Raw genomic sequence first — 26,626 nt, 5'->3', positions numbered from 1 at the left:
TGCCCTGATTACAAATCTATAAGATTTGTTGACCAAATCCTATAAAATTCATTACAAACTACTTATTGAATATACATTATTTATAAATACAAATTATCAGTATTTATAGTAGCTACAGCAATAATTCGGTCAACAAATTTACTGTTTTTTATTTGTTGACCGATTTGTTGACCTATCTAATGTGTTTAAATCAATTTATCTGTTTACTCCTAAAATTCAACACCCAGTAAAATCAATGGTTTGCTGTGTTTTGATTCAATTTGTGTTTCTTCTAGCAGAGAGGAAGGGATTCGAACCCTCGATACGTTTCCGTATACACGCTTTCCAGGCGTGCGCCTTCGACCACTCGGCCACCTCTCTATTAAATTAATTGTTTAAATATAAATCTATCAATCCTGCAGGAGATTCAACAATAATTTTATTATTTTCTCTATCTACCGTCTTAATAAAATCATCTATCATAGGAATAAAAACCTCAACACCATTAGCGTTAACCTCAAATAATGGTTGTGCAGAAGCATCATTCACTCCAGTAATTACACCTACATATCCGTAATTAACATCTTCTATATCGAAGCCAATTATTTCGTGAAAGTAAAATTTATTTCCTGTTAGTTTTGGAAGAAACTCCAAAGGTAAGTACAATTCTGAGCCTAATATAGCATCAGCATCTTCTTCGCTATCAACATCTTCAAATTGTATTCTTAATTGATTTCCTTTTTGAAGTAAACTTTCTTCAATAAAAAAAGGAACCAGATCGTTGCCTAAGGCAACAAATACTGATTCCAAATTTGTATAAAGTTCAGGTTCGTCTGTATCTAATTTAGCTACAACTTCTCCTTTAAAACTATGCTTTCTAACGACTTTGCCTAAATAAAAACAATCTTCTTTACGCATTATCGAAAAAAATTAAGCTTCTTCGCTTGCAGCGTTTTGAGCATCGTCAATAGACTCTGGCCCTTTTTCTTCTGTTGGCTCTGCATTTGCAGCAGCTTCAGCAGCTTTTGCGTCAGCAGCAGCTTTAATAGCAGCTTCTTCTACTTCTTTAGCAGCAGCAGCACGCTCTTCGTTTATTTTTACTTCAGCTTCAAAAGCTTTTGTTTTTGCATCTGCTTCAGCTTTTGATAAACCTTCAACTTTTGCATTAATTTTAGCTTCTTTTTCAGCAACCCAAGCTTGGAATTTTTCTTCTGCTTGTTCTTCTGTTAAAGCTCCTTTTCTTACACCTCCAACTAAATGATTTTTTAGCATTGCTCCTTTATAAGATAAAATTGCTTTTGCTGTATCAGTTGGTTGTGCTCCATTTTGCAACCATTTCACGGCTCCATCAACATCTAAATCGATAGTTGCAGGATTAGTATTAGGATTATAAGTCCCAATTTTGTCTAAGTATTTACCATCTCTTTTTGAACGTGCATCAGCTGCAACAATCCAATAAAATGGTTTTCCTTTTTTACCGTGTCTTTGTAATCTAATTTTTACTGGCATTTTGTTTTAATTTTTAAGGTTCTCGACCTTGGTTATAAATTTTAAGTTTGCAAATATACTTAGTTATTTTAATATATTTAGTTAAAAAGCATAAAAGTTTGATTTTCAAACGAAAAGTAAAAAAATAAATTTTAAAACACTCATTTTCAAACTCTAATCCTTTTCACTTTTAAACTAAGCCCGTAAATCCTAAAAATGCTAAGGATAATAATCCAGCTACCAATAAATTAATTGGCACTCCTTGCATACCTTTTGGAATATTAGCTAATTCTAAATGCTCTCTTACACTTGCAAAAAGAATTAATGCCAATCCAAAACCTATTGAATTAGAAACAGCAAAAAATACGGCTTTCAACAAACTTCCATTATCTAATCCTAAAGCCAAAATTGCGACACCTAAAACAGCACAATTTGTTGTAATTAAAGGTAAGAAAACACCTAATGCTTGGTATAACGGTGGACTCACTTTTTTTAGAATAATTTCTACCATTTGCACCAAAGCGGCTATAACTAATATAAATGTAATGGTTCTTAAATAATCTAAGCCTGCAGGAACTAATATAAATTCGTGTAAAAGGTAAGTTACCATTGTTGCCAACGTCATTACAAACAATACAGCCCCAGACATACCAACAGAAGTTGATACTTTACTTGAAACTCCTAAAAACGGACAAATTCCTAAAAATTGAGAAAGTACTATGTTGTTTACAAAAACAGCTGCTATTAAAATAATAATATAATCCATTTTTTATGTAGTTTTAATTGTAATTTTATTGAATAAAACAGTTAAATATGCTAATGCTATAAATGCTCCAGGAGGTAAAATAAACAGGATAAATGTATTTGCATCTTCAGGTAAAAATTTAAATCCAAATAAGCTACCACTTCCTAATATTTCTCGGGTTGCTCCTAAAATTGTTAATGCAATAACAAATCCCAGCCCCATTCCTAAGGCATCTAAAATTGAAGACATTACATTGTTTTTTGATGCAAATGCCTCTGCTCTTCCTAATATTAAACAGTTAACAACAATTAATGGTATAAAAATTCCTAATTGCTCATATAAAAATGGAACAAAAGCTTCCAAAACCATCTCTACTATTGTTACAAACGATGCTATAATAATAATAAAAGCAGGAATACGAACTTTACTTGGAATTTGAGATTTCACTAAAGAAACCACAATATTAGACATTAACAACACAAATAATGTTGCTACTCCCATACCCAGTCCGTTAAATGCTGATGATGTAACACCTAAAGTTGGGCACATACCTAGTAGCATTACAAATACAGGGTTTTCTTTTACAATACCCTTTAAGAAATTCTGGGTTTGATTTACTTGTTCTGCCATAATTCTTAATTTTTAAGTTTAATTAGTGCATCATTATTTTTAAGAAACTCATCATAAGCCATTTGAACAGCTTCACCAAAAGCACGTGATGAAATAGTTGCGCCTGTTAAAGCATCAACTTCTCCTCCATCTTTAGTTACTTTTAAATTATATGTTGAAGGATTTTTTTCTCTAAACTGAGCTAAGAATTTTTCATCTTTCATTTTAGTTCCCAATCCTGGCGTTTCTTTTTGTTCTAAAACTGCTATGTTTTTTATAGTACCATCTGGCATAAAACCTACCATAATTTTTATAAGTCCACTAAATCCTTTTTCAGTAGATCCAATTACCGCCGCACCAACAAACTCGTTATTTTTAAATGCTGGATAAACTTCAACAGAATCTTTAGCAAATTCAGAATTTATTAATAAAACTTGTGCTACTGGGTTATTATCAAATTCGGGTAATACCATTTTTAAGGCATCTACCTTTTTAGTAATTTTTGCTTGTTCTATTGGTCCAACTGTTAAATCATTTACATAACCTAACGCAAAACCCGAAACAATGGTAATGGCAAATAACGACACAACCATGTTTATAAATGTATCTTTCTTTTTACTCATGATTACACAATTTTAGATTTGATTTTTGAACCAAATCGTCTTGGTTTAAAATATGTATTGATTAAAGGAACAAATGCATTCATAATTAAAATTGCAAATGAAACTCCTTCTGGATAGGCTCCAAACAACCTAATTACAACCGTAATTACAGCAATACCAATTGCAAAAATTACCATTCCTTTTTTTGTCATTGGACTGGTAACCATATCAGTTGCCATAAAAAATGCACCTAAAATTGCACCTCCTGATAAAATATGAATCAATGGGCTTGCATAGCTTTCTGGATCTATAAGCCAAAAAATACCGGTCATAACAGCCATTGTTACTAAAATTGTTACTGGAATATGCCAAGTTATTACCTTTCTAACCAATAAATAAATTCCACCTAATAATAATGCTATGGCAGACATTTCACCAATTGAACCACCCGAAATACCTAAAAACATTTCTAAGTTTGAAGGAAGATTTGCGCTAATATTTGTCATAGTATCACCAAACATTAACCCTTCTTTTATCATCCCTAATGGTGTTGCACCTGTAACTGCATCTGCAATTGTAGTATTATTTTCAACTGCTGTTGGCCACATAGTCATTTGTACTGGAAACGATACTAATAAAAATACCCGTCCAACTAATGCCGGATTAAATATATTGAATCCTAAACCACCAAAAGACATTTTACCAATTCCAATAGCCACTAAACTACCAACTAAAATCATCCAAATTGGTAATCCTGCGGGTAAATTAAAGGCTAATAAAATTCCGGTGATTAACGCCGAACCATCTCCAATGGTTATTTCCGTTTTTAATAAATATTTTTGAATTAAATATTCGAACAACAAACAAGATGCTACTGCAATTGCTGTAAGAATTAATGCGCTTATTCCAAATACATATAGTGAAACTAAAAATGCTGGAATTAAAGCGATAACCACATCATACATTACTTTTTTTGATGTTTTAGCAGAATGTACGTGTGGTGAGGCCGATATTATAATAGGTTGACTCATCTTAATTTTTAGAAGTTTCTAATTTTTTAACAATATTTTTTCCGTAACGAATATAATCTAACAAAGGTCTGTGCGAAGGGCAAACATAACTACACGAGCCACATTCAATACAGGTCATAATATCTTCTGAGGCTGCTTTTTCGTACATCCCTTTCTCTGTTAAATTCATTAATAAATGCGGTTCTAATCCCATTGGACATACAGAAACACATTCGCCACATCTAATACAATTTTCTGCTTTTCCTCTACTTGCTTCCTCTTCAGAAATCACCAAAATACCCGAAGTCCCTTTTGTAACTGGTACATCTGTATTTTTTATGGCTTTTCCCATCATTGGCCCTCCATTTACTAGTTTCCTAGTACCTTCTGGCAAACCACCTACTTCAGCTATTAAATCTTTAATTGGTGTTCCAATTTTCACCCAAAAGTTAGCAGGATGTTCCATTTTTTTACCAGTAACAGTAACTACACGTTCCATTAAAGGTTTATTGTGCTGAACTGCTTCATACACTGCAAAAACAGTCCCTACATTATTTACAATAACACCAACATCTAAAGGCAATCCATTTTTAGGAACTTCTCTTCCTAAAATAGCTCTTACCAACTGTTTTTCACCACCTTGAGGATATTTAACTTGTAATGCTGCAATTTGAATTCCAGGTTCATTTACCGTTAATTCTTTAAATTGTTGAATGGCATCTTTTTTATTATTTTCAATACCTATAACTGCTTTAGTAATATGCAATGCCTTCATTAAAATTTTAATTCCAACAATAATTTCAGCTGCTTTTTCAAGCATTAATCTATGGTCGGCAGTTAAATACGGTTCACATTCTACACCATTAATTATTAAGTAGTCTAATTTAGCACCTTCTTTCACATTCAATTTTACATGTGAAGGAAATGTTGCACCACCTAAACCTACAACACCAAAATCTGAAATACGTTGTATAATTTCTTTTGGTTCTAATTCAATTTCTGTTTTTAAAGGATATTCTTTTTCTTCAAAATTGGCTTCATTTTTAGCATCGGTTCTTATAACAATACACTGTTTTTTATAACCACTAGTGTCTATTATCTGATCAATTTTTGTTACAGTTCCTGCAACTGGAGAATGAATATTTGAAGAAACAAATCCGCCAGACTTTGCTATTACCTGACCTATTTCAACTTTAGTTTTTCTATCAACAACAATTTCTGCAGGAATTCCAATATGCTGTGCAATTGGTACAGTTACCATTTTTGGCACTGTCATTCTTTTAATTCCTTTAGATGAAGTAATTTTATTTTCTGGAGGATGTATTCCTCCTTTTGGGAATGTTTTAAGCATTCTTTTTAGGTTTTTCTAGTTCAACTTTAGTGGCAGCTTCTTTTTTTACAACAGCGACTTTTTCTACTTCAGTCTTTTCAGCTTCAACCTTTTCTACAGCTTTTTCAATAATCTTTTTGGCAACAACTTTTTTCGCTTTTTTCTTTGGGAAATTTGTTGCAATAATAGAATGTGTTGGACAAACATCTACACATTTTCTACAAAGCGTACAAAGATCCGCATCTATATATGCTAAATTATTTTCTATTGTTATAGCTCCTTTGGTACAAACATCTTCACATTTAGAACAACCAATACAAGCTACATCACAGGCTTTTTTTGCTATTCCTCCTTTATCTTCATTTAAACAACCTACAAACACTTTTAAATCTCGTTTGTTTTTTGGTCTCATCTCTATAATATCTCTTGGACATGCCTTTACACAAGCTCCACAAGAAGTACATTTATCTGTAATAATTACTGGTAAACCTGTGGTTTCATCCATATACATGGCATCAAAATCACAAACTGCAACACAATCTCCATCACCTAAACAACCATACTGACAATCTGTTTCCCCACTGTAAACCATAGCAGAAATAGCACAAGTTCTTGGTCCTTGATATTCTGTTGTTTTAGGTCTAACATCACAACTACCTTGGCAACGTAAAACCGCTACAGTTGGATCTCTTTCTACAACTTCTTTTCCTAATATTGCTGCAACTTGTTTCATTACATCATTTCCTCCTACCGGACAAAATAATTCTGAAATATCTTCTGTATTTACTAATTTCTCTGCAAAAGATTTACAACCCGGAGAACCACAACCAGCACAATTTGCACCAGGCAACACTTCATCCACATCTGCAATTAAAGGGTTTTCATATACGTAAAACTTTTTTGAAACCACATACAGCACTACTGCTGCAATAACTCCTAAAGAAACTAACAACAAAACACTATATAAAACTGAATCTGTCATTCTTAATTAAATTTTAATATTGATACTTGAAATGCTTTTTGAAACTTATCTTTCAACACAAAAAGCATAAAATAATAAGGTATTAAAATGAAAAGCGATAACAATCCTGCAATCCATTCTTTAAAGAAAAAAGAAGTTATTATTAATACTAAAAACATTAATATAAAAGGGAATACATAAGCCCAAAAAACAGCTTTTAAACCTAATTCTCTTTTTAATAAAACATCAACTGGCTCGTTTAATTCAAATGTTTGAGTTGAATTAACAACTTCAATTTCTTTATCATTAGATTCTGATACGCCACAGGCAGATTGTGCTTTACAACCTTCGCAATTAACATTTCCTTTTAACGAAATAGTTATTTTTTTTTCTGAAATTCTAGAAATAACCCCTTCATGTTTAACTACGTTATTTTTATTATTTTTATAACTATTTAAATCCAACTGGGTCATAATCTACTTCTTCATTTCTTTGAGTAAGTAAAATTACAGTTAAAAAATTGTTTAAAATATGACTAATGTTAGCCTTTAAATGAAAATAGTTTTTATAACATAATTTAACATAACGGTATTTTTATATAAATTTTTCAATTGGTTAACCACCTAATAGGTATTAAGATATATTAATTGTTAATAAAAAATCTATTTAATAGATTTCTAAAAATATTAAAATGCATACTTTTAAAAATTCATTTTTCCAAGCAATTTAGTCTAGCACATGTTTTTAATATTTGATACAGAAACCACCGGTTTACCAAAAAAATGGAACGCTCCAATATCTGACACCGATAATTGGCCAAGATGCATACAGATTGCATGGCAATTACACAATGAATATGGAGAACTTATAGAACAACAAGACTACCTAATTAAACCTGAAGGCTTCAATATTCCGTATGATGCTGAACAAATTCATGGGATATCAACAAAATTAGCTGAAGAGAAAGGTGAAGATTTAGAAAAAGTTTTATACTTATTTAATGAAGCTTTATCAAAATCTAAATTTATTGTTGGGCAAAATGTAAAGTTTGACCTTAATATTATGGGCTGTGAATACTACCGAAAAGACGTAGACACGCCTTTAGGTGATTTACCAGTTTTAGACACCTGTACAGAAACTACAGCTACTCTATGCCAAATTCCTGGAGGTAGAGGTGGAAAATTTAAATTACCAACGTTAACAGAACTACATCAGTTTTTATTTAAAACTCCTTTTGCGGAAGCTCATAATGCTACTGCCGACGTTGAAGCTACAACACGATGCTTTTTAGAATTAATTAGAAGACGGGTTTATACTAAGGAAGAATTAGATGTTCCTTCAGATTATTTTCAAAAATATGATGCTAAAAATCCAGAAACCATTAAAGTTATTGGTTTAAAGCATTTAAATTTAAAAAAAGAAAGTAAACGCCTAAAAAAGAAAAAAACATCCGAAATTAATACTTCAGCACCAACGGATGTAGAAATAAAAGATCTTAAAACTGCAAATTTTGCACATTTGCATTGCCATTCTCAATTTTCAATATTACAATCTACCTCTAGCGTAAACAACCTTATAAGTACTGCTATTGAAAATAAAATGCCAGCGGTTGCAATTACAGACATTGGAAATATGATGGGTGCTTATAACTTTGTTAATGATGCCATTGCGCACAATAATAAAGTTGAAAAATTTAATGAAGACTTAAAAGAAGGAGAACAACCTAAGCTACCTATTAAACCTATTTTAGGTTGTGAATTTTATGTTTGTGAGAACCACTTAGATAAATCTCACAAAGACAATGGTTATCAAATAGTTATTCTAGCTAAAAATAAAAACGGCTATCATAATCTAGCCAAAATGTCTTCAATTTCGCATACAGATGGTTTTTATTATGTACCTAGAATTGACAAAAAAATTATTGAACAATACAAAGAAGATTTAATTGTACTTTCTGGAAATTTATATGGAGAAATACCCAGTAAAATATTAAATGTTGGTGAAAAACAAGCCGAAGAAGCGCTTCTTTGGTGGAAAGAACAATTTGGCAACGACTTTTATTTAGAAGTAATGCGTCATGAGCAAGAAAACGAAAATCATGTTAATAACATATTAATTGAGTTTTCTAAAAAACATAACGTAAAATTAATTGCCACAAACAACACCTTTTATACTCGCAAAGATGAAGCAGAAGCACATGATGTTTTATTATGTGTAAAAGATGGTGAAAAAATGGCAACTCCTAAAGGTAGAGGAAGAGGTTTTAGATATGGTTTACCAAACAACCAATATTATTTTAAATCTCAGGATGAAATGAAATCTTTATTCAAAGATTTACCTGAAGCTATTACCAACATACAAGAAATTGTAGATCAAATAGAAGTTTTTACTTTAAAAAGAGATGTATTACTTCCAAAATTCGACATTCCTCAACAATTTGTAGATCCGAAAGATGAAATAGATGGAGGTGTACGTGGTGAAAATGCATATTTAAAACATTTAACTTTTGAAGGTGCTAAAATAAGATATGGAGATGAGTTAGATGAAGATAAAATTGAACGCTTAAACTTTGAGCTATCAATTATTGAAAAAACAGGATATCCTGGTTATTTTTTAATTGTTTGGGATTTCATCAATGAAGCTCGTAAAATGGGAGTTTCAGTTGGTCCAGGACGTGGATCGGCTGCTGGTTCAGCCGTTGCTTACTGTTTATGGATTACAAATATAGATCCCATTAAATACGATTTACTTTTTGAGCGTTTCTTAAATCCAGATCGTGTTTCATTACCCGATATTGATATTGACTTTGATGATGAAGGTAGACAAAGAGTTATTGAATTTGTAATTGAAAAATATGGCGCCAGTCAGGTTGCTCAAATTATTACTTACGGAACCATGGCTGCTAAATCTTCTATTAGAGATACTGCCAGAGCTTTGGATTTACCACTGCATGAAGCCGATAGAATTGCCAAATTAATACCTGGTTTAAAACTACAAAACATTTTTGGTGAAGACCCGAAAAGTATTTCAAAAGTAAAAGGTTTACGAGCTGAAGAACTTGAAAAAGTAGAAGAACTAAAAAGACTTTCTCAAGGTTCAAATTTAGAAGCTCAAACCATAAATCAAGCACGCGCATTAGAGGGTTCTGTAAGAAACACAGGAATTCATGCTTGTGGCGTTATAATTACACCTGAAAACATTACCAATTTAATTCCTGTTGCTACTGCCAAAGATTCTGACATGTATGTAACGCAGTTCGACAACCATGTTGTTGAAAATGCTGGGTTATTAAAAATGGACTTTTTAGGCTTAAAAACATTAACTTTAATTAAAGATACTGTCAAAATTATAAAAGCTAAACATGGTATTGAATTAAATCCAGATGATTTTCCTTTAGACGATCCTAAAACATACGAATTATTTCAAAAAGGTGAAACTATTGGTGTTTTTCAATATGAATCTCCTGGTATGCAAAAGCATATGAAATCGCTACAACCAACCGAATTTGCTGATTTAATTGCAATGAATGCGTTGTACCGACCAGGTCCAATGGAGTATATCCCTTCTTTTATCGATAGAAAACATGGGCGTGAAGAAATTACCTACGACTTAGATGATATGGAAGAATACCTTAAGGAAACTTATGGTATTACAGTATATCAAGAGCAGGTAATGCTACTTTCTCAAAAACTAGCTGGCTTTACAAAAGGTGAAGCAGATATGCTACGTAAAGCAATGGGGAAAAAAATATTTGCTTTGCTAGAGAAATTGAAACCTAAATTTATTGAAGGTGGAAAAGCTAAAAATCACGACGAAAAAAAATTAGAGAAAATTTGGAAAGATTGGGAAGCATTTGCTGCCTATGCTTTTAACAAATCTCACTCTACCTGTTATGCTTATATTGCATACCAAACAGCCTATTTAAAAGCACATTACCCTGCCGAATATATGGCTTCGGTTTTGTCTAATAACATGAACGACATTAAGCAAGTTACTTTCTTTATGGAAGAATGTAAACGTGCAGGAATCGCAGTTTTAGGTCCAGATGTAAACGAGTCTTATTATAAATTTGCCGTAAATAATGAAGGTGCTATTAGATTTGGAATGGGGGCAATAAAAGGTGTTGGAGCAGCTGCAGTTGATGCTATTGTTGAAGAGCGTAAAAAAAATGGACCATTTACATCTATTTTTGATATTACAAAACGAGTAGATTTACGCGCTTGTAATAAAAAAGCATTTGATGGATTAGCAATGGCTGGTGGTTTAGATTCTTTTAAAGATGTACATCGTGCTCAATATTATCAATTAGATGAAAAAGGTGTTACTTTTATTGAAAGAGCCATTAGATACGGTAATAAATATCAAGAAAATAAAAATTCCGCACAAGTTTCTTTATTTGGCGAAGCATCTGAAGTTCAATTTCCTGAACCAGAAATTCCATATGCTGAAAAATGGGGAATGATGGAAGCACTCTCTAAAGAAAAAGAACTGGTTGGTATCTATATTTCTGGTCATCCATTAGATGATTTTAAAAATGAAATAAAATATTTTTGTAGTACACCCGTTTCTATTTTTAATGAAGATTTAAGCAAATATGTGGGTTCAAATTTTTCTTTTGCAGGAATTTTAACAAATGTGCAACATCGTGTTTCTCAAAATGGAAACGAATGGGCTTCTTTTGTGGTTCAAGATTTTAATGACAGTCACGAATTTAGAATTTTTAAAGATGCATATTTAAATTTTAAACCTTACTTGTACGAAAATGCTTTTAGACAAATTAAAGTAAATATAGCAGCCGGATGGAGAAATAAAGACGGTGTTGTAGGTGAACCAAGAATTAATTTTACTGGCATTCAAATTTTACAAGATGTTTTAGAAAAACAGTCTAAAAAATTAACTCTGCTTTTAGACATTACCCAAATTAACGATGCTAAAATAGCTGAACTCTATAAAATGTTTAAACAACATGGAGGAAGTGTTCCAGTTGATTTTATTGTTTTTGATATGAAAGATAAAATAAAACTAAATTTGCACAGTAGATCGGTAAAAGTAAAAGTTACCAACGAATTTTTAAAAATCTTAGAGGAGAAAAAACTAAGATTTAAATTAAACTAGTTTATGAAAAAAATCATTTTTATCCTCTTAATTTTCAGCTTTACAGCTAGTTTTAGTCAATCAAATTCATCTTACTTTCAAGCAGATTATTTTTATGGAAATATTTTACGCCAAAACCCTGATGCCACAGTTTTAATACAAGGGCATCCAACTGGTTTTTTTATAAGTTATAACAAAAGAACATCTGGAGAAGAAAATTGGCACGAACGCTTTAACTATCCCGACTTCGGATACTCAATTGGATATCAAGATTATAAATCTGACATAGTTGGAGAATTATATTCTGTTTATGGACATTACAATTTCTACTTTACCAATAGAACTTCTCCCAATCAATTAATTTTAAGAGCTGGAATTGGTCTAGCCTATAACACAAATCCTTATGATAAAGAGACAAACAATAAAAATACTGCTTTCGGATCTCATTTAAATTCAAGTACATATTTTAAATTGTATTTTCAAAGAGAAAATATACTTAACAATTTAGGTGTAAATGCTGGTTTAACATTTATACACGCATCAAATTCTAATGTTAAGTCTCCTAATTCTGATTACCCAAATTAACGATGCTAAAATAGCTGAACTCTATAAAATGTTTAAACAACATGGAGGAAGTGTTCCAGTTGATTTTATTGTTTTTGATATGAAAGATAAAATAAAACTAAATTTGCACAGTAGATCGGTAAAAGTAAAAGTTACCAACGAATTTTTAAAAATCTTAGAGGAGAAAAAACTAAGATTTAAATTAAACTAGTTTATGAAAAAAATCATTTTTATCCTCTTAATTTTCAGCTTTACAGCTAGTTTTAGTCAATCAAATTCATCTTACTTTCAAGCAGATTATTTTTATGGAAATATTTTACGCCAAAACCCTGATGCCACAGTTTTAATACAAGGGCATCCAACTGGTTTTTTTATAAGTTATAACAAAAGAACATCTGGAGAAGAAAATTGGCACGAACGCTTTAACTATCCCGACTTCGGATACTCAATTGGATATCAAGATTATAAATCTGACATAGTTGGAGAATTATATTCTGTTTATGGACATTACAATTTCTACTTTACCAATAGAACTTCTCCCAATCAATTAATTTTAAGAGCTGGAATTGGTCTAGCCTATAACACAAATCCTTATGATAAAGAGACAAACAATAAAAATACTGCTTTCGGATCTCATTTAAATTCAAGTACATATTTTAAATTGTATTTTCAAAGAGAAAATATACTTAACAATTTAGGTGTAAATGCTGGTTTAACATTTATACACGCATCAAATTCTAATGTTAAGTCTCCTAATTCTGGTATGAATGTTTGGGCTGCCACATTAGGATTAAATTATAATTTAACCACACAACAAACAACACATTATATTTCATCTTCAGAAAGCGAAAAATTTAAAGAGCCAATTAAGTACAATATTGCTATTAGAGGTGGTGTAAATGAATCTGAAATAATTGGTAGTGGAATGAAACCATTTTTTGTAGTATCTGCATATGCCGATAAACGTTTAAATAGAAAATCGGCACTTCAACTTGGAACTGAACTGTTTATTTCACCTATTTTAAAAGAATATTACGAACTAAATTTAACCATACCACACACTAACTTAAAAGAAACTTCCGATTTTTCTAGAATTGGAGTTTTTATTGGACACGAATTATTTATAAATAAATTATCTATTGAAACTCAAATTGGTTATTATGTCAAATATCCTTTCGAATACAGTGGAAGAGTATATGAAACTCTTGGGCTAAAAAGATATTTAAATGAAAAATGGTTTGCTTCTATACGCTTAAAAGCACACGCTGCTGATGCCGAAACTGTAGAATTTGGAGTAGGAATAAGACTTTAAAAATGTTTATGAAAAATCTAATTTTAACGTTTTTTTTGTTGTTTACTATATTGGCTAGTTCACAAACTAATGCTACAAAATACAATAATATTCAAATGGATTTCTTTTATGGAAGACCAATTGAACACGATAAAAAACTTAAAAATGCAATTGAAGGTAATTCGTACGGAATATTGCTAAGCTTTAACAATAACAGTTTAAAAAACACCACATTTAATAAACTTTACAACTATCCAGAAAGAGGTTTTTCTTTTCTATATCAAAATTTTAACTCAACAGTTTTAGGTGAAGTTTATGGTGGTTATAGACACTTTAATTATAAATTAAAAAACACTGCTACCTCTAACCTTAAACTTATAACTGGCTTTGGTTTAGGGTATGCTACAAAATCTTACAATGCAATTTCCAACCCAAATAACCATGCTATTGGATCTAAATTATTAGCTTCAGCATATTTAAAATTACAATTTTTTAAATTGTTAAATAAGGAACGCTTAAGCTTAAATACGGGTCTTAGTTTAATCCATTTTTCTAATATTGCATTTAAAAACCCTAATTTAGGAATCAATACCATAAACCTTCATTTAGGCATAAATTACTTATTAGAGACTTCAAAATCAACAATAATAAAAGAAAAACACACGGAAATTTCTCTTGACAAAAAATTGTATTTCAATTTAATTTTACGCGGTGGATATAACGAGTCTTTAGAAATTGATAGCGGATTATTTCCTTTTTATGCTGTAACTTTTTACGCTAGTAAAACCATTAATAACTTTTCTAGCATTACATTTGGAACAGATTATTTTAAGTCTGAATTCTTAAAAAACCACATTAAAATTAAAAATATAGAAGAAGGTAAAAATTATAATGAAAATGATTATACCAGAGTTGGACTTTTTGTGGGTCACGAATTAATTCAGAATAACTTTTCGTTTATTTCTCAAATTGGATATACAATTTATTATCCTTTTCCATACGTTAGTAGGGTTTACGAGCGTTTTGGCTTAAAATACAAGTTAGGAAAACATTTATTTTCTGAAGTTTCAATGAAAATAAATTTATTTAGAGCAGAAGCATTAGAAGTAGGTTTAGGCTATAAATTTTAAAAAATAATTTAATGAAAAAAATACTATACATATTTTGTTTAATTACGTTTTTGGGCTGTAACAGTGAAGACGCTGGAGATTGTATACAAACTGCAGGCGAAATTATACAAAAAGAATATGAAGTAGCTACGTTTACTAAAATTCATATCAATAAAAAAATTGAATTAATAATTAAAGAAGGTCCAACGCAAAAAGTAATTGTAGAAACCGGTAAAAATTTAATGCCCGATATTGAAGTGGAGGTTATTGACGGCAAAATATTTTTAACAAACCATAATACTTGTAATTTTTTTAGAGATTATGGTATTACCAAAGTATATATTACTTCTCCAGATATTTCAGAAATAAGAAATGCCTCAGAACTTAATGTTACTTCCGATGGAGTACTAACATACCCTAAATTATATTTAGAATCTACCGGCGTAAAAAATGAATTTTTATCGATTGGAGATTGGTATTTAAATATTGATAATGAATCCTTAACCATTTTATCTAATGGAATTCCTAATTTTTATATAAATGGAACAAGTAATAATTTAACACTCTATTTTTCTGATGGTGATTCAAGATTTGAAGGTCAGAATTTTAAAGTTCAAAACATAAACTTTTCACATGTAAGTTCTAATGACATATTAGTGTATCCTATCGAAAGCTTAAAAGGAACAATACATTCTGTTGGAAATGTTACAGCATACAACAAACCGCCAATTGTAGAAGTTGAAGTTTTAAGCGAAGGTAAATTAACTTTTAATTAATGTTATAAGCAACAACATGTTAATTTGGTATTAACTCTTGAAATAAACTCTCTAAATTTTTATTTTTTGTATTTAATTGAAGTGTTTTTAAACCATTATCGTGTGCAAAATCAAAAACAGCAGGGCGCATATCTTTTGAAGTATTAAAAGTTAACAACCAACTAGTATCATAAATATTCTCTGCACATTTTAAATGAGGAATAGTTTCAATAAATTGTTTTTCAATTTTATAATCAAATTCAACTTCTATTACTTGCGCTTGATTTTTTTTGAGTTCAATTAAATTTTCATCAGCTACAATTTCTCCTTTATTTATTAAAATTACACGATCACAAATTGCATCTACCTCTTGCATTATATGCGTTGAAAAAAGGACTGTTTTATTTTTACCAATTTCTTTAATTAAAGCTCTAATATCTATCAACTGGTTTGGATCTAAACCTGTTGTTGGTTCATCTAAAATTAACACATTTGGGTTGTGTAATAACGCTGCTGCTAAACCAACTCGCTGACGATAACCTTTAGAGAGTTGTTTTATTTTTTTGTGAGCTTCAGGCGTTAAGCCTACTTTTTTTATTATTTTTTCTACTTCAACTTTAGGTATTTTATATATTGATGCATTAAACAGTAAATACTCTTTAACATACATTTCTAAATAAAGTGGATTGTGCTCTGGTAAATAGCCAATATGTTTTTGAGCAGCCAGTTTATCTGTTTTAACATTATAATTACTTACCAAAACCTCTCCTTCTGATGCAGTTATAAATCCTGTAATAATTTTCATCATAGTAGATTTTCCAGCACCATTTGGACCTAAAAATCCAACTATTTCTCCTTTTTTTATAGAAAAACTAACATTATTTAATGCTTTTTGATCTTTATAAAACTTGGTTATATTTTTAACTTCTATAGACATTTAACAAAAATACATTTTAATTACAATTAGATGTTACAAATTAACGTTGTATGCGTCATATAATTTTAAGAACTTTGAAAAAAATAATTATGGGCTGTTTAAGAGTACTACTTTGCATCATTTTTCCACCAATAGCAGTTATAGATAAAGGCTGTGGTTCTTTAATTATTGTATTTATTTTAACCTGTTTAGGTTGGATTCCTGGAGTTATTGCCGCTTTAATTATTAATAACAACCCAAATAACTAATGCAAAAAGTTACATTACAAGACCTCGGTTTAAAAGATTATAAAGAAACTTGGGAATATCAAGAAAAATTATTTCAAGGTATTATTGATTTAAAAATTAGCAATCGTAAAAACGAAACTTCAATTAAAACTCCAAATTATTTTCTATTTGTTGAACATCCACATGTTTACACTTTAGGTAAAAATGGGGATATTAGCAATTTGTTATTAAACAAAGAACAACTTGAACAAAAAGGCGCTTCTTTTTACAAAATTAATAGAGGTGGCGATATTACTTATCACGGACCAGGACAGATTGTAGGTTATCCAATTTTAGATTTAGAAAATTTTTTTACAGATATACATAAATACCTACGCTTTTTAGAAGAAATAATTATTAAAACCTTGGCTGAATATGGTATAAAAGCTGAACGAAGCAAAGGTGAAACTGGAGTTTGGTTAGGTGTTGGTACCCCTTTTGCTCGTAAAATATGCGCTATGGGAGTTAGAACAAGTAGGTGGGTTACTATGCACGGTTTTGCTCTAAATGTAAATACTAATTTAGGTTATTTTGACAATATAATTCCTTGTGGTATTAAAGGTAAAGCAGTAACTTCTTTAGAAGTTGAATTAAATAAAAAGGTTGACTTAGCTGAAGTTAAAACAAAAATTTTAAAACATTTTACTGAATTATTTGAAGCCGAGTTTTAAAAATAAGTAAAATTGTTATGCTGAATCTAGTTCAGCATAACAAAATATGGCTTTGTAATTTTTATACTTTATAAAAAAACTAATCCTCTTCGTTGTAAAATACTTTATAAAACTTCATTTTTTTATCTTCGTCGTATCCTTTTTCTAAATATTCGCTTGAAGCATCCGGAGCATCTATATCCAATTTAATTTCAATATTGGTATCTAGCTTAATTTCAGTTTTAATTTTTTGCTTTTGCTTCTTTAAAACAATATCTGAAATAGCAAACTGATTTCTAACTAAAACATCGTTAATTTCCTCGAATTGTTTTTTATAATTATCGAACAAAGGTTTAAAATCTTCATTTTCTTCAAAAATTTCATCCTTAAAATCATGAATATTTACCTCTTCGTTTTCTTTAAAAAAATCTACTGTTTTAGCTAAAAATTTTGATTTTTCTTGCACCCCAAAATCCTCTTTTATAACTTCTTCAGAAAAATCCTTGCACATTTCAATGTAATTTTGTGTATGCTGGTTGCTATCGTCGGCATATTTTACATTTAAAAAGTTTTTAGTCCAATATTGTGCATCATAATTATTGGTATCAACACTTAAAACCACTCTTCCTTCTGCATCGGTAGAATTAATAATTAAACATCCTTTATCTAATTTTTTTGTACTAATTCCTTTCTGAACAAAAACATCTAAACTTTCTTTCTCCATAAATGTTTGAAAGAAATTTATTTTATTTTCAATTTTAAAAATACCTAAAGCATTTGTAATAACATCATTATATTCAATATCTTCAAAAAGAGCAATAATAACATCTCCAACTTTAATTTGCGCAGAGTTTGATTGTTCAAATAAATGATTTACAATATGTTTAGAAACATCAACAAAAGTTGATTCATCATTAAAAATTTCGTTAGAATAATTATTTAATTCGTTTAATTCTATGTTTGCATGGTGATTAAAACGAAAACTTTCAGCAACATTTACAAAGGGTTTTAACAAAAAAGGTTTCATTAACTCATAACTTTCTTCGTCGAAAGTAACAACGTCTTCAGAAAAAATATTGGTTGCACTATTAAATTTATTTCCAACTTTATGAATTATAAATTTAGTAATTGAGGCTCTAGTACGTTTTATCATTTTTTACATTTTATTAAAAAAGCAAATGTAAAATTTTAATAACACATTTTAAAAATTATAAATTTAATTTTAATTGTTCGGGAAGTAATCGAAATGTTTTTCTATGATATGGAGTAACTCCAGATTCTCTAATGGCGTTTCTATGCTGTTTTGTAGGGTATCCTTTATTTTTTTTCCAATAATATGCTGGAAATTCTAAATCTATTTTTTGCATAAACTCATCTCTATATGTTTTTGCCAACACAGAGGCTGCTGCAATACTCATATATTTTGAATCTCCTTTTACAATAGTTTTGTAAGGAATAGTTTTATAAGGTTTAAATTTATTTCCATCAACAATTATATGCTCTGGAGTAACAGAGAGTTTTTCTATAGCTTTATGCATTGCTAAAATTGATGCTTGTAAAATATTTATTTCATCTATTTTAAGCTCATTTATATACGAAACTCCATAAGCAATTGCGTTTTCTTCAATAAAAGGACGTAATAATTCGCGCTGTTTTTCGGTTAATTGCTTAGAATCGTTTAACAAAGGATGCTCAAAATCTTCAGGTAAAATTACAGCCGCCGCTACAACTGGTCCCGCTAAACAGCCTCTTCCAGCTTCATCTGTCCCTGCTTCTATAGAATTTTTTAAATACTTTTTTTTAAGTCCCATTGCACAAAAATAACATTCCAAAATTAATAAAAGTTATCATTACAATTTACTGTTATTATTTTCGTTCAAATAATTACCTTTGCAGCTTTATATATTTTATGAAAAAAGTATTAGTAGTATTATTTTTAGGGTTTTATTTTTTAAATGTTTCGGCACAAGTAATTTTGCCCGACAATAACAATGGCTTATATCAAACTGATAGCACCTCATTTAATGGACAAACAGACATTAAACTTAGTGGCAAAACTAAATACACAGATTTTAGACTATTTTCTATAGCAAATGACACAGCCATTATAGATACAACATTAACGTTGCAAAAAGATTTTAAATTTAATTATCTTAGAAAAGATAATTTTGAATTACTCCCTTTTCATAACCAAGGACAAACTTTTAACAAATTAGGATATAATTTTGAACAAAACTCTTTATTTCCTGCAATGGGAATGGAAGCTAAACAATATCACTATTATTCTATAGAAGATATAAAATATTATAAAGTTCCAACACCAACTTCCGAGTTTATGTATAGAACTGGATTAGAACAAGGACAAGTTTTAGATGCTCTTTTAACAATGAATACTTCGCCTAGATTCAATTTTTCTTTAGCATACAAAGGATTACGTTCTTTAGGAAATTATAGACAATCGTTATCTAGTCATGGTAATTTTAGAGGAACTTTTAATTACCATTCTGAAGATAAAACCTATTATTTAAAAGGACATTTTTACTCTTTTGATTTTCTGAATGAAGAAAATGGTGGCTTAATACAAGAATCTATCGATTATTTTGAAGCTAACGACCCTAATTACACTGACCGTGGACGTTTAGAGGTTAATTTTACTGATGGAGAAAGTATGTACGAAGGAAAAAGATATTATATAAACCAGAGCCTAACTCTTTTTTCTAAAAAAAATCAGCTTACTAAAAAACACCTGAAAAGTGAGTTGCTGATAGCCCAAAAAAAAGCAGATTCTATAAAGAAAATACAAGCTATTAAAATTGCAGATTCTTTACACAGAGATTCTTTAAACCTTTTATTAGCTACAAAAGAACTTACAGCTATTGATTTTAGCGCTAAAGATTCACTTCCTATTATTTCTAAAGATACTCTTACAGAATTAAACAGTAATAACGTTGCTTTAGATTCAATTATTAAACCTAAAGATTCTATACTAGTTAAAACTCCTGAAACAATTATAGCTCTACAAGATACTTTAAAACCCACTTCTAAAAAAGAGCTTACAGCAACTAATTTAAAGCCTATAGACTCTATTAATAAAAAAGATAAAATTTTTGAATTAGAGCAAAAAAAGGCACTTGCACTTAACAAAACAAAACCCGATTCTGTTAAAGATTCAACGGAAGTTAAGATTAGTAAATTAGATTCTATAAAAAATATTAAAGATAATTTAGTGATAAAATTAGGACATACTTTTATGTATGAAACTAAACATTACAGATTTAGCAAAACAAGTTCTGGTAGTTATTTTGGAGATTCTTTTGAGTCTTCTATTAGCGATCACACCTCTTATCAAAATATGGAAAACCAACTCTATTTCGAGTTATACACACCATATACAGGAACTTTAAGAGCAAAAGCGAATCATTATAAATACAATTACCACTACAATAGTATCTTATACCTAGACACACTTACTATTTCAGATAAATTAAAAGGAAATGTTTTTTCAGCTGGAGCTGATTGGAATGCTACTATTGGTAATTTAAACATAAATGCAGACGCTACTTCAATTATTTCTGGAGACTTAACAGGAAACTCTTTAAAAGCCTCTGTAAATTATAAAAAAGACAGTACTTTTAGCATAAAAGGATATGCCGAAGTAGCTTCAAAATCACCTAGCTTTAATAAAATATTATTTCAAAGTGCTTATAAAGATTACAACTGGAGTAATGATTTTAAAAATGAAGAAATAAAAAATGTTGGTTTTGAATTTAAATTAAATAAATGGGGAAGCGTAAATGCATCATATAACTTAGTAGATAACTTCACCTATTTTGATACAATTTCTAGTCCTACTCAAGCTAAAGAAACTTTAAATTACGTTAAAGTAAAAGCAAATCAATATTTTACATATAGAAATTTTACAATAGACAATACAGTTATGTATCAGAATGTATTAGAAGGTGAATCTTTCTTTCGTGTACCTCAAATTGTAACTAGAAACACTTTATATTATTCCAATTATGTTTTTAAAGGAAAACCTCTTTATTTACAAACTGGAGTTACTTTTAAATATTTTACAGCTTTCAATTTAAATGCTTTCGACCCGCTTTTAAATGAATTTGTTTTACAAGACGACATAGAAATTGGTAATTATCCAATCTTCGATTTCTTTTTAAATATGCAAGTACGTAGAACTCGTATATTTTTCAAAGTTGAAAATTTTGGAGCTAGTTTTACTGGTAGAAATTACTATAGCGCACCAAATTATCCTTATAGAGATTTAACAATACGCTTTGGTTTGGTTTGGAATTTCTTTATCTAAAAATCAATTCTAGTTTTAGATAGTTTAGAGCATAAAATAAATTTAATTATTTTTCACCTAATTGCTTTATTTTAATATTTAAAGCTGCAAAAAGCAATGTAATAAATGGGCTTAACCAATTAAATATTGCATACACAAAATAATCTGCTACACCAACACCTAAAACGGTAGATTGATAAGCTCCACAAGTATTCCAAGGAATTAAAACAGAAGTAACAGTACCAGAATCTTCTAAACTTCTACTTAAATTTTCTGGAGCTAACCCCTTATCTTCATAAGCTTGTTTAAACATTTTACCAGGAATTACAATTGCCAAGTATTGATCTGAAGCAATTGCATTTAAGCCTAAACAACTTAAAACCGTACTTGCAAACAAGCCAAATACAGAAGAAGCCACTTTTAATAAAGCATCGGTAATTCTTGTTAAAGCACCAATTGCATCCATAATTCCTCCAAAAACCATAGCGCAAATAATAAGGTATATAGTCCAAAGCATTCCTTGCATACCTCCTGCGCTAAAAAGTTCGTTTAATTTTTCGTTAGCTGTTACTATTTCAGTATCAATAAATATTGCATTAATAATTGAATTAAAATTAGAGTCGGACAAATTACTCAATACTTCAGATTGAAAAATAAATGCAAAAACAGCTGCTAACAACACCCCTATTCCAAGTGCTATTAATGGTTTTGTTTTGGTAACAATTAAAATAATTACAACAGCAGGAACAATAAACAAATAAGGTGAAATATTAAATGTATTTTTAATAGTGTTTAACAAACCACTTACATCAGCATTTCCAGAAGTATCAATATTAAAACTTAAAATACTAAACACAATTAGCGTAATTATAATTGTTGGTACTGTAGTAATTGTCATATACCGTATATGCGTAAACAAATCTGTTCCAGCCATAGCAGGAGCTAAATTTGTTGTATCGCTTAAAGGTGACATTTTATCTCCAAAATAGGCTCCTGAAATTACTGCACCCGCTATCATACCCGTTGGAATACCCAAAGCACTTCCAATACCTACCAAGGCAATACCTACAGTTGCAGAGGTTGTCCATGAACTTCCTGTAGCTATAGAAATTAAAGCTGCAATAACAACTGAAGCTGGTAAAAATATCGACGGACTTAAAACCTGAAGTCCATAATAAACCATTGCAGGTATAATACCACTTACAAGCCAAGTTCCTGCCAAAGCACCAACTAAAAATAATATCATTATAGGTATAAAAACACTTTTTATATTATCTATAATTTCAACAAGCATTGCTTTAAAATTCACTTTATTTAAAAAGCCAACAACAGCTGCAACCAAACCTCCTAATAATAATATAAACTGATTGGAATAATCTCCCAGTAAAACTCCATCTGCGTAAAAAATATTATACGCTAACATTGCCATTAAAGCAACTACTGGTATAAGTGCTTCAAAAAAATTAAGTTCTAAATTATTTATAATGTCTTTATCTTCAGAGGTAGGTGTATTGTTATTTTCTTGCATGTACTATTTTTGGAATTGTAATAATACGCATAATTGAAATTTTACACAAGTTTAAAGCCCCATTCGATTTAACAAATGAGGCTTTATAAAAATAAAAAGAATAAAACTTTATAAAACACCTACCTTTTTCATACACATGCGCATGGCTCTGTAAGTACGTTCAATATCATTATCTAATCCAATAGAAAAACGAACAATTCCATCAGAAAGTCCCATTTTTTCTTGTTCCTCTTCTGGTATTTCAGAAGAAGTACTTGTTCCTGAAGCACTAAACAATGTTTTGTAAAAACCAAGACTAACTGCTAAATACCCTAAATTTTCATGTTGCATCAACTCCATTAATTCATTGGCTTTAACTAAACTACCTACATCAATTGTTAAAATTCCTCCAAAACCGTATTCCTTATTATGTATTGTTTTAAACAATTGATGGTCTGGATGAGATTTAAGACCTGGATATACTACTTTTAAACCATCTTCTTCAAAATGTTCTGCCAAATACAACGCATTTTCGCTGTGTTTTTTCATTCTAATATGAAGTGTTCTTAAATTTTTTAAAATACTAGCAGCTCGTAAACTATCCATTACTGGACCTAACAACATTGCAGCTCCATCATGTACACAACGTAAACTATCTATAAATTTCTGACTTCCACACACTACGCCACCAACAGTATCATTTGTACCATTTATAAATTTTGTTAAACTATGAATTGTAATATCTGCACCTAGTTTTTGAGGTGAAATTACCAATGGAGAAAATGTATTATCTACCACCAATAAAATATTATGTTTTTTAGCAATTTTAGATAATTCGGTAATATTAGCAACCTCTAGTAACGGGTTACTTATTGCTTCACAATAAATCATTTTTGTTTTAGAAGTTATTGCATTTTCAATAGCTTCTAAAGATGTAATATCTACAAAAGTGCTTGAAATATTAAATTTTGGAGCAAAGTTTTTTAGAAAAGCATAGCTACCTCCATAAATAGTTCTACTAGAAACAATATGATCTCCAGCATTACAAACTTGTAAAAAAACAGATGTTATTGCTCCCATACCAGAAGCAGCTACATTTGCTGTTTCGGTAAATTCCATAGCAGCCAAAGCTTCACTTAAAAATAAATTACTTGGACTTGTGTGGCGCGAATATAAATAACAACCTTCTGCATGACCCTCAAAAGTATCAAGCATAGTTTTAGCATGTAAAAAAGTGTAGGTTGCTGAATCTGAAATTGAAGGATTTACGCCTCCAAATTCTCCAAAGTATTGTAAATCTTGAATATTATTTGCTGGTTTGTTACTCATGTTTAATTACAGTTTAATTATTATAATACTTAAAAATACCACATTTAAACTATATTTTCTGAATAATTTTACATAACCACTATTATATTCTGAAATAACAAAAAAATAAAGAATTATTTACTTTTTAAATTAATACTTTTTATTAATTTTAGTAAAAATTACTCCTTATGAATAAAATTGACAAGATTGATCGTCAGATTTTAAAACTTTTACAACAAAACTCAAAAATAAACATAAAAGAAATTGCTCTAAAAATTGGTTTAACCTCTACTCCAACATACGATAGAATTAAACGTTTAGAAAAATCTGGAATTATTACGCATTATAAAGCAGAAATTAATAGAGAAAAAGTAGGCTTAGACTTGGTAGTTTTTTGTCAAGTTACACTTCAAGTACATTCCAAAAAATTAATTACACAATTTGAAAACGCAATTGAAAAAATGCCTGAAGTTATTGGCTGTTTTCATATTGCTGGTAATTTCGATTATTTATTGAAAATAACAGTTTCAGATATTAAATCGTATCAGTTTTTTTTAAAAAACAAATTATCTGTATTAGAATCCGTTTCAAATGTACAAAGCAATTTTGTAATGAGTATGGTTAAAGAAAATACCATTTACGAATTGACATAAAAAAACTGCTTAAAAAGTGAAAAATTTGTCAACCTGAACTTATTTCATAATGACTAATTTTAAAACTTTTTAAACAGCTTCTATTCTATAATTTTTAGAACAAACTTATTTATTAGCTACAATTGTAACTTGTAAATCAAATTCATCATTTATAAACTTGTCTTTTAAGTCGTTAAAAAACGATTTTGATTTAAATTTTACATTAAAATCTGCTCTATTTATTGAAAATACAGCACTTTTTAAAGTTACAGAATTAGCTGTTTTTGAAACTTCACCAGAGAAAGAAATTTCTTTAGTAATTCCTTTAATTGTAATATTTCCTTTAATTATTGCAGCTCCATTTTCATCCATTTCAACTTCACTTATAGCAAACTTTGCTGTTGGAAAAGTTTCAACTTCAAAAAAGTCTTTAGATTTTAAGTGTCCTTCTAATTTTGCACTTCCATCTGCATCTTTAATTGAAGTCATATTAGCAGTTAAGGTGCCTCCTGCAATATACTTACCTTGCATTGATAAAAATCCTGATTCTAATGCTATGGTTCCATTATGTGAACCTGTAGGCTTATATCCTTTCCAGGTTATAGTTGAACTTTCAGCGGCTACTTCATATTTTTCTTGTGCCGAAACTGCCGTAAACGACATTACTATAAATGCAATTGATACTAATATTCGAATTTTTTTCATTTTTGTTTTTTTTAGTTAATAACATCTAAGTAGTGCCTTTTAAAAGCAAATCCTTACAAAAAAAGAGTAGGTAATAAAAAATTTAAATACTTATTTATTTTGATGCGTTTACTTCAAAAGAAATTTCAAACTCATCATTTATAAATTTATCTTTTAAATTATCGAAGAATTTTTGAGATTTATATTCAATCCCGTAATCTGTTCTATCAATTTTAAAAGTTTCTCCAGAAAGTTTTATACCAGTAGATGAAGTTGTTAATACTACAGGGAACTGAATACTTTTAGTAACACCTTTAACAGTTAAATCTCCTGTAATTAAATTACCATCTACACCTGTAATTTTAAATGTAGCTGTTGGATTATTTGCTACGTCAAAAAAATCTTTGCTTTCTAAATGACTTTTTAATTTTCCGTTACCATCATCTTCTGCTGGTATATCTAGAACCGTAATGGCAGTCATATCAAATACAAAATCCCCTCCAAATAATGCTCCTTCTTTAACCTCTAAAGAACCACTTTTAATTGCAACAGTACCATTATGCATTCCCGTTGGTTTAAAACCTTTCCAATTTAATAGCGATGTTTCTGAATTTACAGTATAATTTGCATCAGCTACTTGCTCAGTAGCTGTTTTAGTAGCTGTTTCTGTTTTTTCTTCTTTTGCTTTCTCTTTACAAGAAATAAAAAGTATTGATAATACTAAGATTGATACAATGTGTTTTTTCATTTTTTAGTAATTTTAAGTTTAGTACAATTATACAAAATAATATATATATACTTCTAT

General features: G+C 29.8%; 26 protein-coding genes and 1 tRNA gene. 10 read left to right on the top strand and 17 right to left on the bottom strand.

Features of this window, described 5'->3' with window-relative positions; all coding sequences use genetic code 11:
• Positions 1-275 precede the first annotated feature (275 nt).
• The 10 genes from MHL31_RS13845 to MHL31_RS13800 form a co-directional block, all read right to left on the bottom strand.
• Positions 276-360, bottom strand: a tRNA-Ser gene (locus MHL31_RS13845).
• Between the two features lie 6 nt (positions 361-366).
• Positions 367-897, bottom strand: a complete 531-nt coding sequence (rimM, locus tag MHL31_RS13840; RefSeq protein ID WP_240226541.1) for a ribosome maturation factor RimM — start codon at positions 895-897, stop codon at positions 367-369.
• Between the two features lie 12 nt (positions 898-909).
• The gene (locus MHL31_RS13835) at positions 910-1,488 is read right to left on the bottom strand and encodes a 30S ribosomal protein S16 (RefSeq protein WP_240226540.1); all 579 of its coding nucleotides are present in this window, start codon (positions 1,486-1,488) and stop codon (positions 910-912) included.
• 169 nt (positions 1,489-1,657) lie between these two features.
• The gene (locus MHL31_RS13830; protein ID WP_240226539.1) at positions 1,658-2,233 is read right to left on the bottom strand and encodes an electron transport complex protein RnfA; all 576 of its coding nucleotides are present in this window, start codon (positions 2,231-2,233) and stop codon (positions 1,658-1,660) included.
• Between the two features lie 3 nt (positions 2,234-2,236).
• Positions 2,237-2,842 carry an RnfABCDGE type electron transport complex subunit E gene (locus MHL31_RS13825; protein WP_240226538.1) on the bottom strand — a complete coding sequence of 202 codons (606 nt, stop codon included), beginning with the start codon at positions 2,840-2,842 and terminating at the stop codon, positions 2,237-2,239.
• A gap of 5 nt (positions 2,843-2,847) precedes the next feature.
• Positions 2,848-3,444 carry an RnfABCDGE type electron transport complex subunit G gene (locus MHL31_RS13820; protein ID WP_240226537.1) on the bottom strand — a complete coding sequence of 199 codons (597 nt, stop codon included), beginning with the start codon at positions 3,442-3,444 and terminating at the stop codon, positions 2,848-2,850.
• A gap of 2 nt (positions 3,445-3,446) precedes the next feature.
• Entirely contained in the window at positions 3,447-4,454 is a 1,008-nt protein-coding gene (locus tag MHL31_RS13815) for an RnfABCDGE type electron transport complex subunit D (RefSeq protein ID WP_240226536.1), read from the bottom strand.
• Position 4,455: 1 nt separating this feature from the next.
• The gene (gene rsxC, locus MHL31_RS13810) at positions 4,456-5,784 is read right to left on the bottom strand and encodes an electron transport complex subunit RsxC (protein ID WP_240226535.1); all 1,329 of its coding nucleotides are present in this window, start codon (positions 5,782-5,784) and stop codon (positions 4,456-4,458) included.
• Positions 5,777-6,745, bottom strand: coding sequence for a Fe-S cluster domain-containing protein (locus tag MHL31_RS13805; protein ID WP_240226534.1), 969 nt, complete (start codon positions 6,743-6,745; stop codon positions 5,777-5,779). The genes rsxC and MHL31_RS13805 overlap by 8 nt, the downstream gene beginning before the upstream one ends.
• 2 nt (positions 6,746-6,747) lie before the next feature.
• A complete protein-coding gene (locus MHL31_RS13800; protein ID WP_240226533.1) occupies positions 6,748-7,197 on the bottom strand; it encodes a SoxR reducing system RseC family protein in 450 nt (149 codons plus the stop codon).
• Between the two features lie 265 nt (positions 7,198-7,462).
• Between MHL31_RS13800 and dnaE the strand changes: the two genes are divergently transcribed.
• From dnaE to MHL31_RS13770, 6 genes are read left to right on the top strand one after another with little or no spacing between them, the layout of a single operon-like run.
• On the top strand, positions 7,463-11,839 hold the full coding sequence (gene dnaE, locus MHL31_RS13795) for a DNA polymerase III subunit alpha (RefSeq protein WP_240226532.1): 4,377 nt from the start codon (positions 7,463-7,465) through the stop codon (positions 11,837-11,839).
• Positions 11,840-11,842: 3 nt separating this feature from the next.
• A complete protein-coding gene (locus MHL31_RS13790) occupies positions 11,843-12,403 on the top strand; it encodes an acyloxyacyl hydrolase (protein ID WP_240226531.1) in 561 nt (186 codons plus the stop codon).
• Between the two features lie 28 nt (positions 12,404-12,431).
• Positions 12,432-12,593, top strand: a complete 162-nt coding sequence (locus tag MHL31_RS13785) for a hypothetical protein (protein WP_240226530.1) — start codon at positions 12,432-12,434, stop codon at positions 12,591-12,593.
• Positions 12,594-12,596: 3 nt separating this feature from the next.
• Positions 12,597-13,694, top strand: coding sequence for an acyloxyacyl hydrolase (locus MHL31_RS13780; RefSeq protein ID WP_240226529.1), 1,098 nt, complete (start codon positions 12,597-12,599; stop codon positions 13,692-13,694).
• Between the two features lie 8 nt (positions 13,695-13,702).
• A complete protein-coding gene (locus MHL31_RS13775) occupies positions 13,703-14,803 on the top strand; it encodes an acyloxyacyl hydrolase (RefSeq protein WP_240226528.1) in 1,101 nt (366 codons plus the stop codon).
• 11 nt (positions 14,804-14,814) lie between these two features.
• The gene (locus MHL31_RS13770) at positions 14,815-15,558 is read left to right on the top strand and encodes a head GIN domain-containing protein (RefSeq protein WP_240226527.1); all 744 of its coding nucleotides are present in this window, start codon (positions 14,815-14,817) and stop codon (positions 15,556-15,558) included.
• A gap of 19 nt (positions 15,559-15,577) precedes the next feature.
• Here the strand turns inward: MHL31_RS13770 and gldA are convergent, their stop codons facing one another.
• Positions 15,578-16,474, bottom strand: coding sequence for a gliding motility-associated ABC transporter ATP-binding subunit GldA (gene gldA / locus MHL31_RS13765; RefSeq protein WP_240226526.1), 897 nt, complete (start codon positions 16,472-16,474; stop codon positions 15,578-15,580).
• An 89-nt stretch (positions 16,475-16,563) separates the two neighbouring features.
• On the opposite strand from gldA, the gene MHL31_RS13760 reads away from it, so the two are divergent.
• On the top strand, positions 16,564-16,722 hold the full coding sequence (locus MHL31_RS13760; RefSeq protein WP_240228903.1) for a YqaE/Pmp3 family membrane protein: 159 nt from the start codon (positions 16,564-16,566) through the stop codon (positions 16,720-16,722).
• On the top strand, positions 16,722-17,411 hold the full coding sequence (gene lipB, locus MHL31_RS13755; RefSeq protein ID WP_240226525.1) for a lipoyl(octanoyl) transferase LipB: 690 nt from the start codon (positions 16,722-16,724) through the stop codon (positions 17,409-17,411). The genes MHL31_RS13760 and lipB overlap by 1 nt, the downstream gene beginning before the upstream one ends.
• Before the next feature lie 79 nt (positions 17,412-17,490).
• Here the strand turns inward: lipB and MHL31_RS13750 are convergent, their stop codons facing one another.
• Together MHL31_RS13750 and MHL31_RS13745 are read right to left on the bottom strand one after the other, a co-directional pair.
• Positions 17,491-18,543, bottom strand: a complete 1,053-nt coding sequence (locus MHL31_RS13750; RefSeq protein ID WP_240226524.1) for a nucleoid-associated protein — start codon at positions 18,541-18,543, stop codon at positions 17,491-17,493.
• A gap of 55 nt (positions 18,544-18,598) precedes the next feature.
• A complete protein-coding gene (locus tag MHL31_RS13745) occupies positions 18,599-19,201 on the bottom strand; it encodes a ribonuclease HII (RefSeq protein WP_240226523.1) in 603 nt (200 codons plus the stop codon).
• A 98-nt stretch (positions 19,202-19,299) separates the two neighbouring features.
• Between MHL31_RS13745 and MHL31_RS13740 the strand changes: the two genes are divergently transcribed.
• Positions 19,300-21,711, top strand: coding sequence for a putative porin (locus MHL31_RS13740; protein WP_240226522.1), 2,412 nt, complete (start codon positions 19,300-19,302; stop codon positions 21,709-21,711).
• Between the two features lie 46 nt (positions 21,712-21,757).
• On the opposite strand, the gene nhaC is transcribed toward MHL31_RS13740, so the two are convergent.
• Both nhaC and MHL31_RS13730 read right to left on the bottom strand, forming a co-directional pair.
• On the bottom strand, positions 21,758-23,218 hold the full coding sequence (nhaC, locus tag MHL31_RS13735; protein ID WP_240226521.1) for a Na+/H+ antiporter NhaC: 1,461 nt from the start codon (positions 23,216-23,218) through the stop codon (positions 21,758-21,760).
• Positions 23,219-23,326: 108 nt separating this feature from the next.
• Positions 23,327-24,526, bottom strand: coding sequence for an aminotransferase class I/II-fold pyridoxal phosphate-dependent enzyme (locus MHL31_RS13730; RefSeq protein ID WP_240226520.1), 1,200 nt, complete (start codon positions 24,524-24,526; stop codon positions 23,327-23,329).
• A gap of 167 nt (positions 24,527-24,693) precedes the next feature.
• Between MHL31_RS13730 and MHL31_RS13725 the strand changes: the two genes are divergently transcribed.
• The gene (locus MHL31_RS13725; protein ID WP_240226519.1) at positions 24,694-25,158 is read left to right on the top strand and encodes an Lrp/AsnC family transcriptional regulator; all 465 of its coding nucleotides are present in this window, start codon (positions 24,694-24,696) and stop codon (positions 25,156-25,158) included.
• 105 nt (positions 25,159-25,263) lie between these two features.
• Here the strand turns inward: MHL31_RS13725 and MHL31_RS13720 are convergent, their stop codons facing one another.
• On the bottom strand, positions 25,264-25,842 hold the full coding sequence (locus MHL31_RS13720) for a YceI family protein (RefSeq protein WP_240226518.1): 579 nt from the start codon (positions 25,840-25,842) through the stop codon (positions 25,264-25,266).
• Between the two features lie 94 nt (positions 25,843-25,936).
• Complete coding sequence (locus MHL31_RS13715; RefSeq protein ID WP_240226517.1) at positions 25,937-26,569, bottom strand: YceI family protein; 633 nt, start codon at positions 26,567-26,569, stop codon at positions 25,937-25,939.
• Positions 26,570-26,626 lie beyond the last annotated feature (57 nt).

The sequence above is a fragment of the Lutibacter sp. A80 genome (genome assembly GCF_022429645.1).
GTDB lineage: Bacteria > Bacteroidota > Bacteroidia > Flavobacteriales > Flavobacteriaceae > Lutibacter.
The sequence above is the reverse complement of the archived record's forward strand: the minus strand, read 5'-3'. Positions and strand labels throughout refer to the sequence as shown.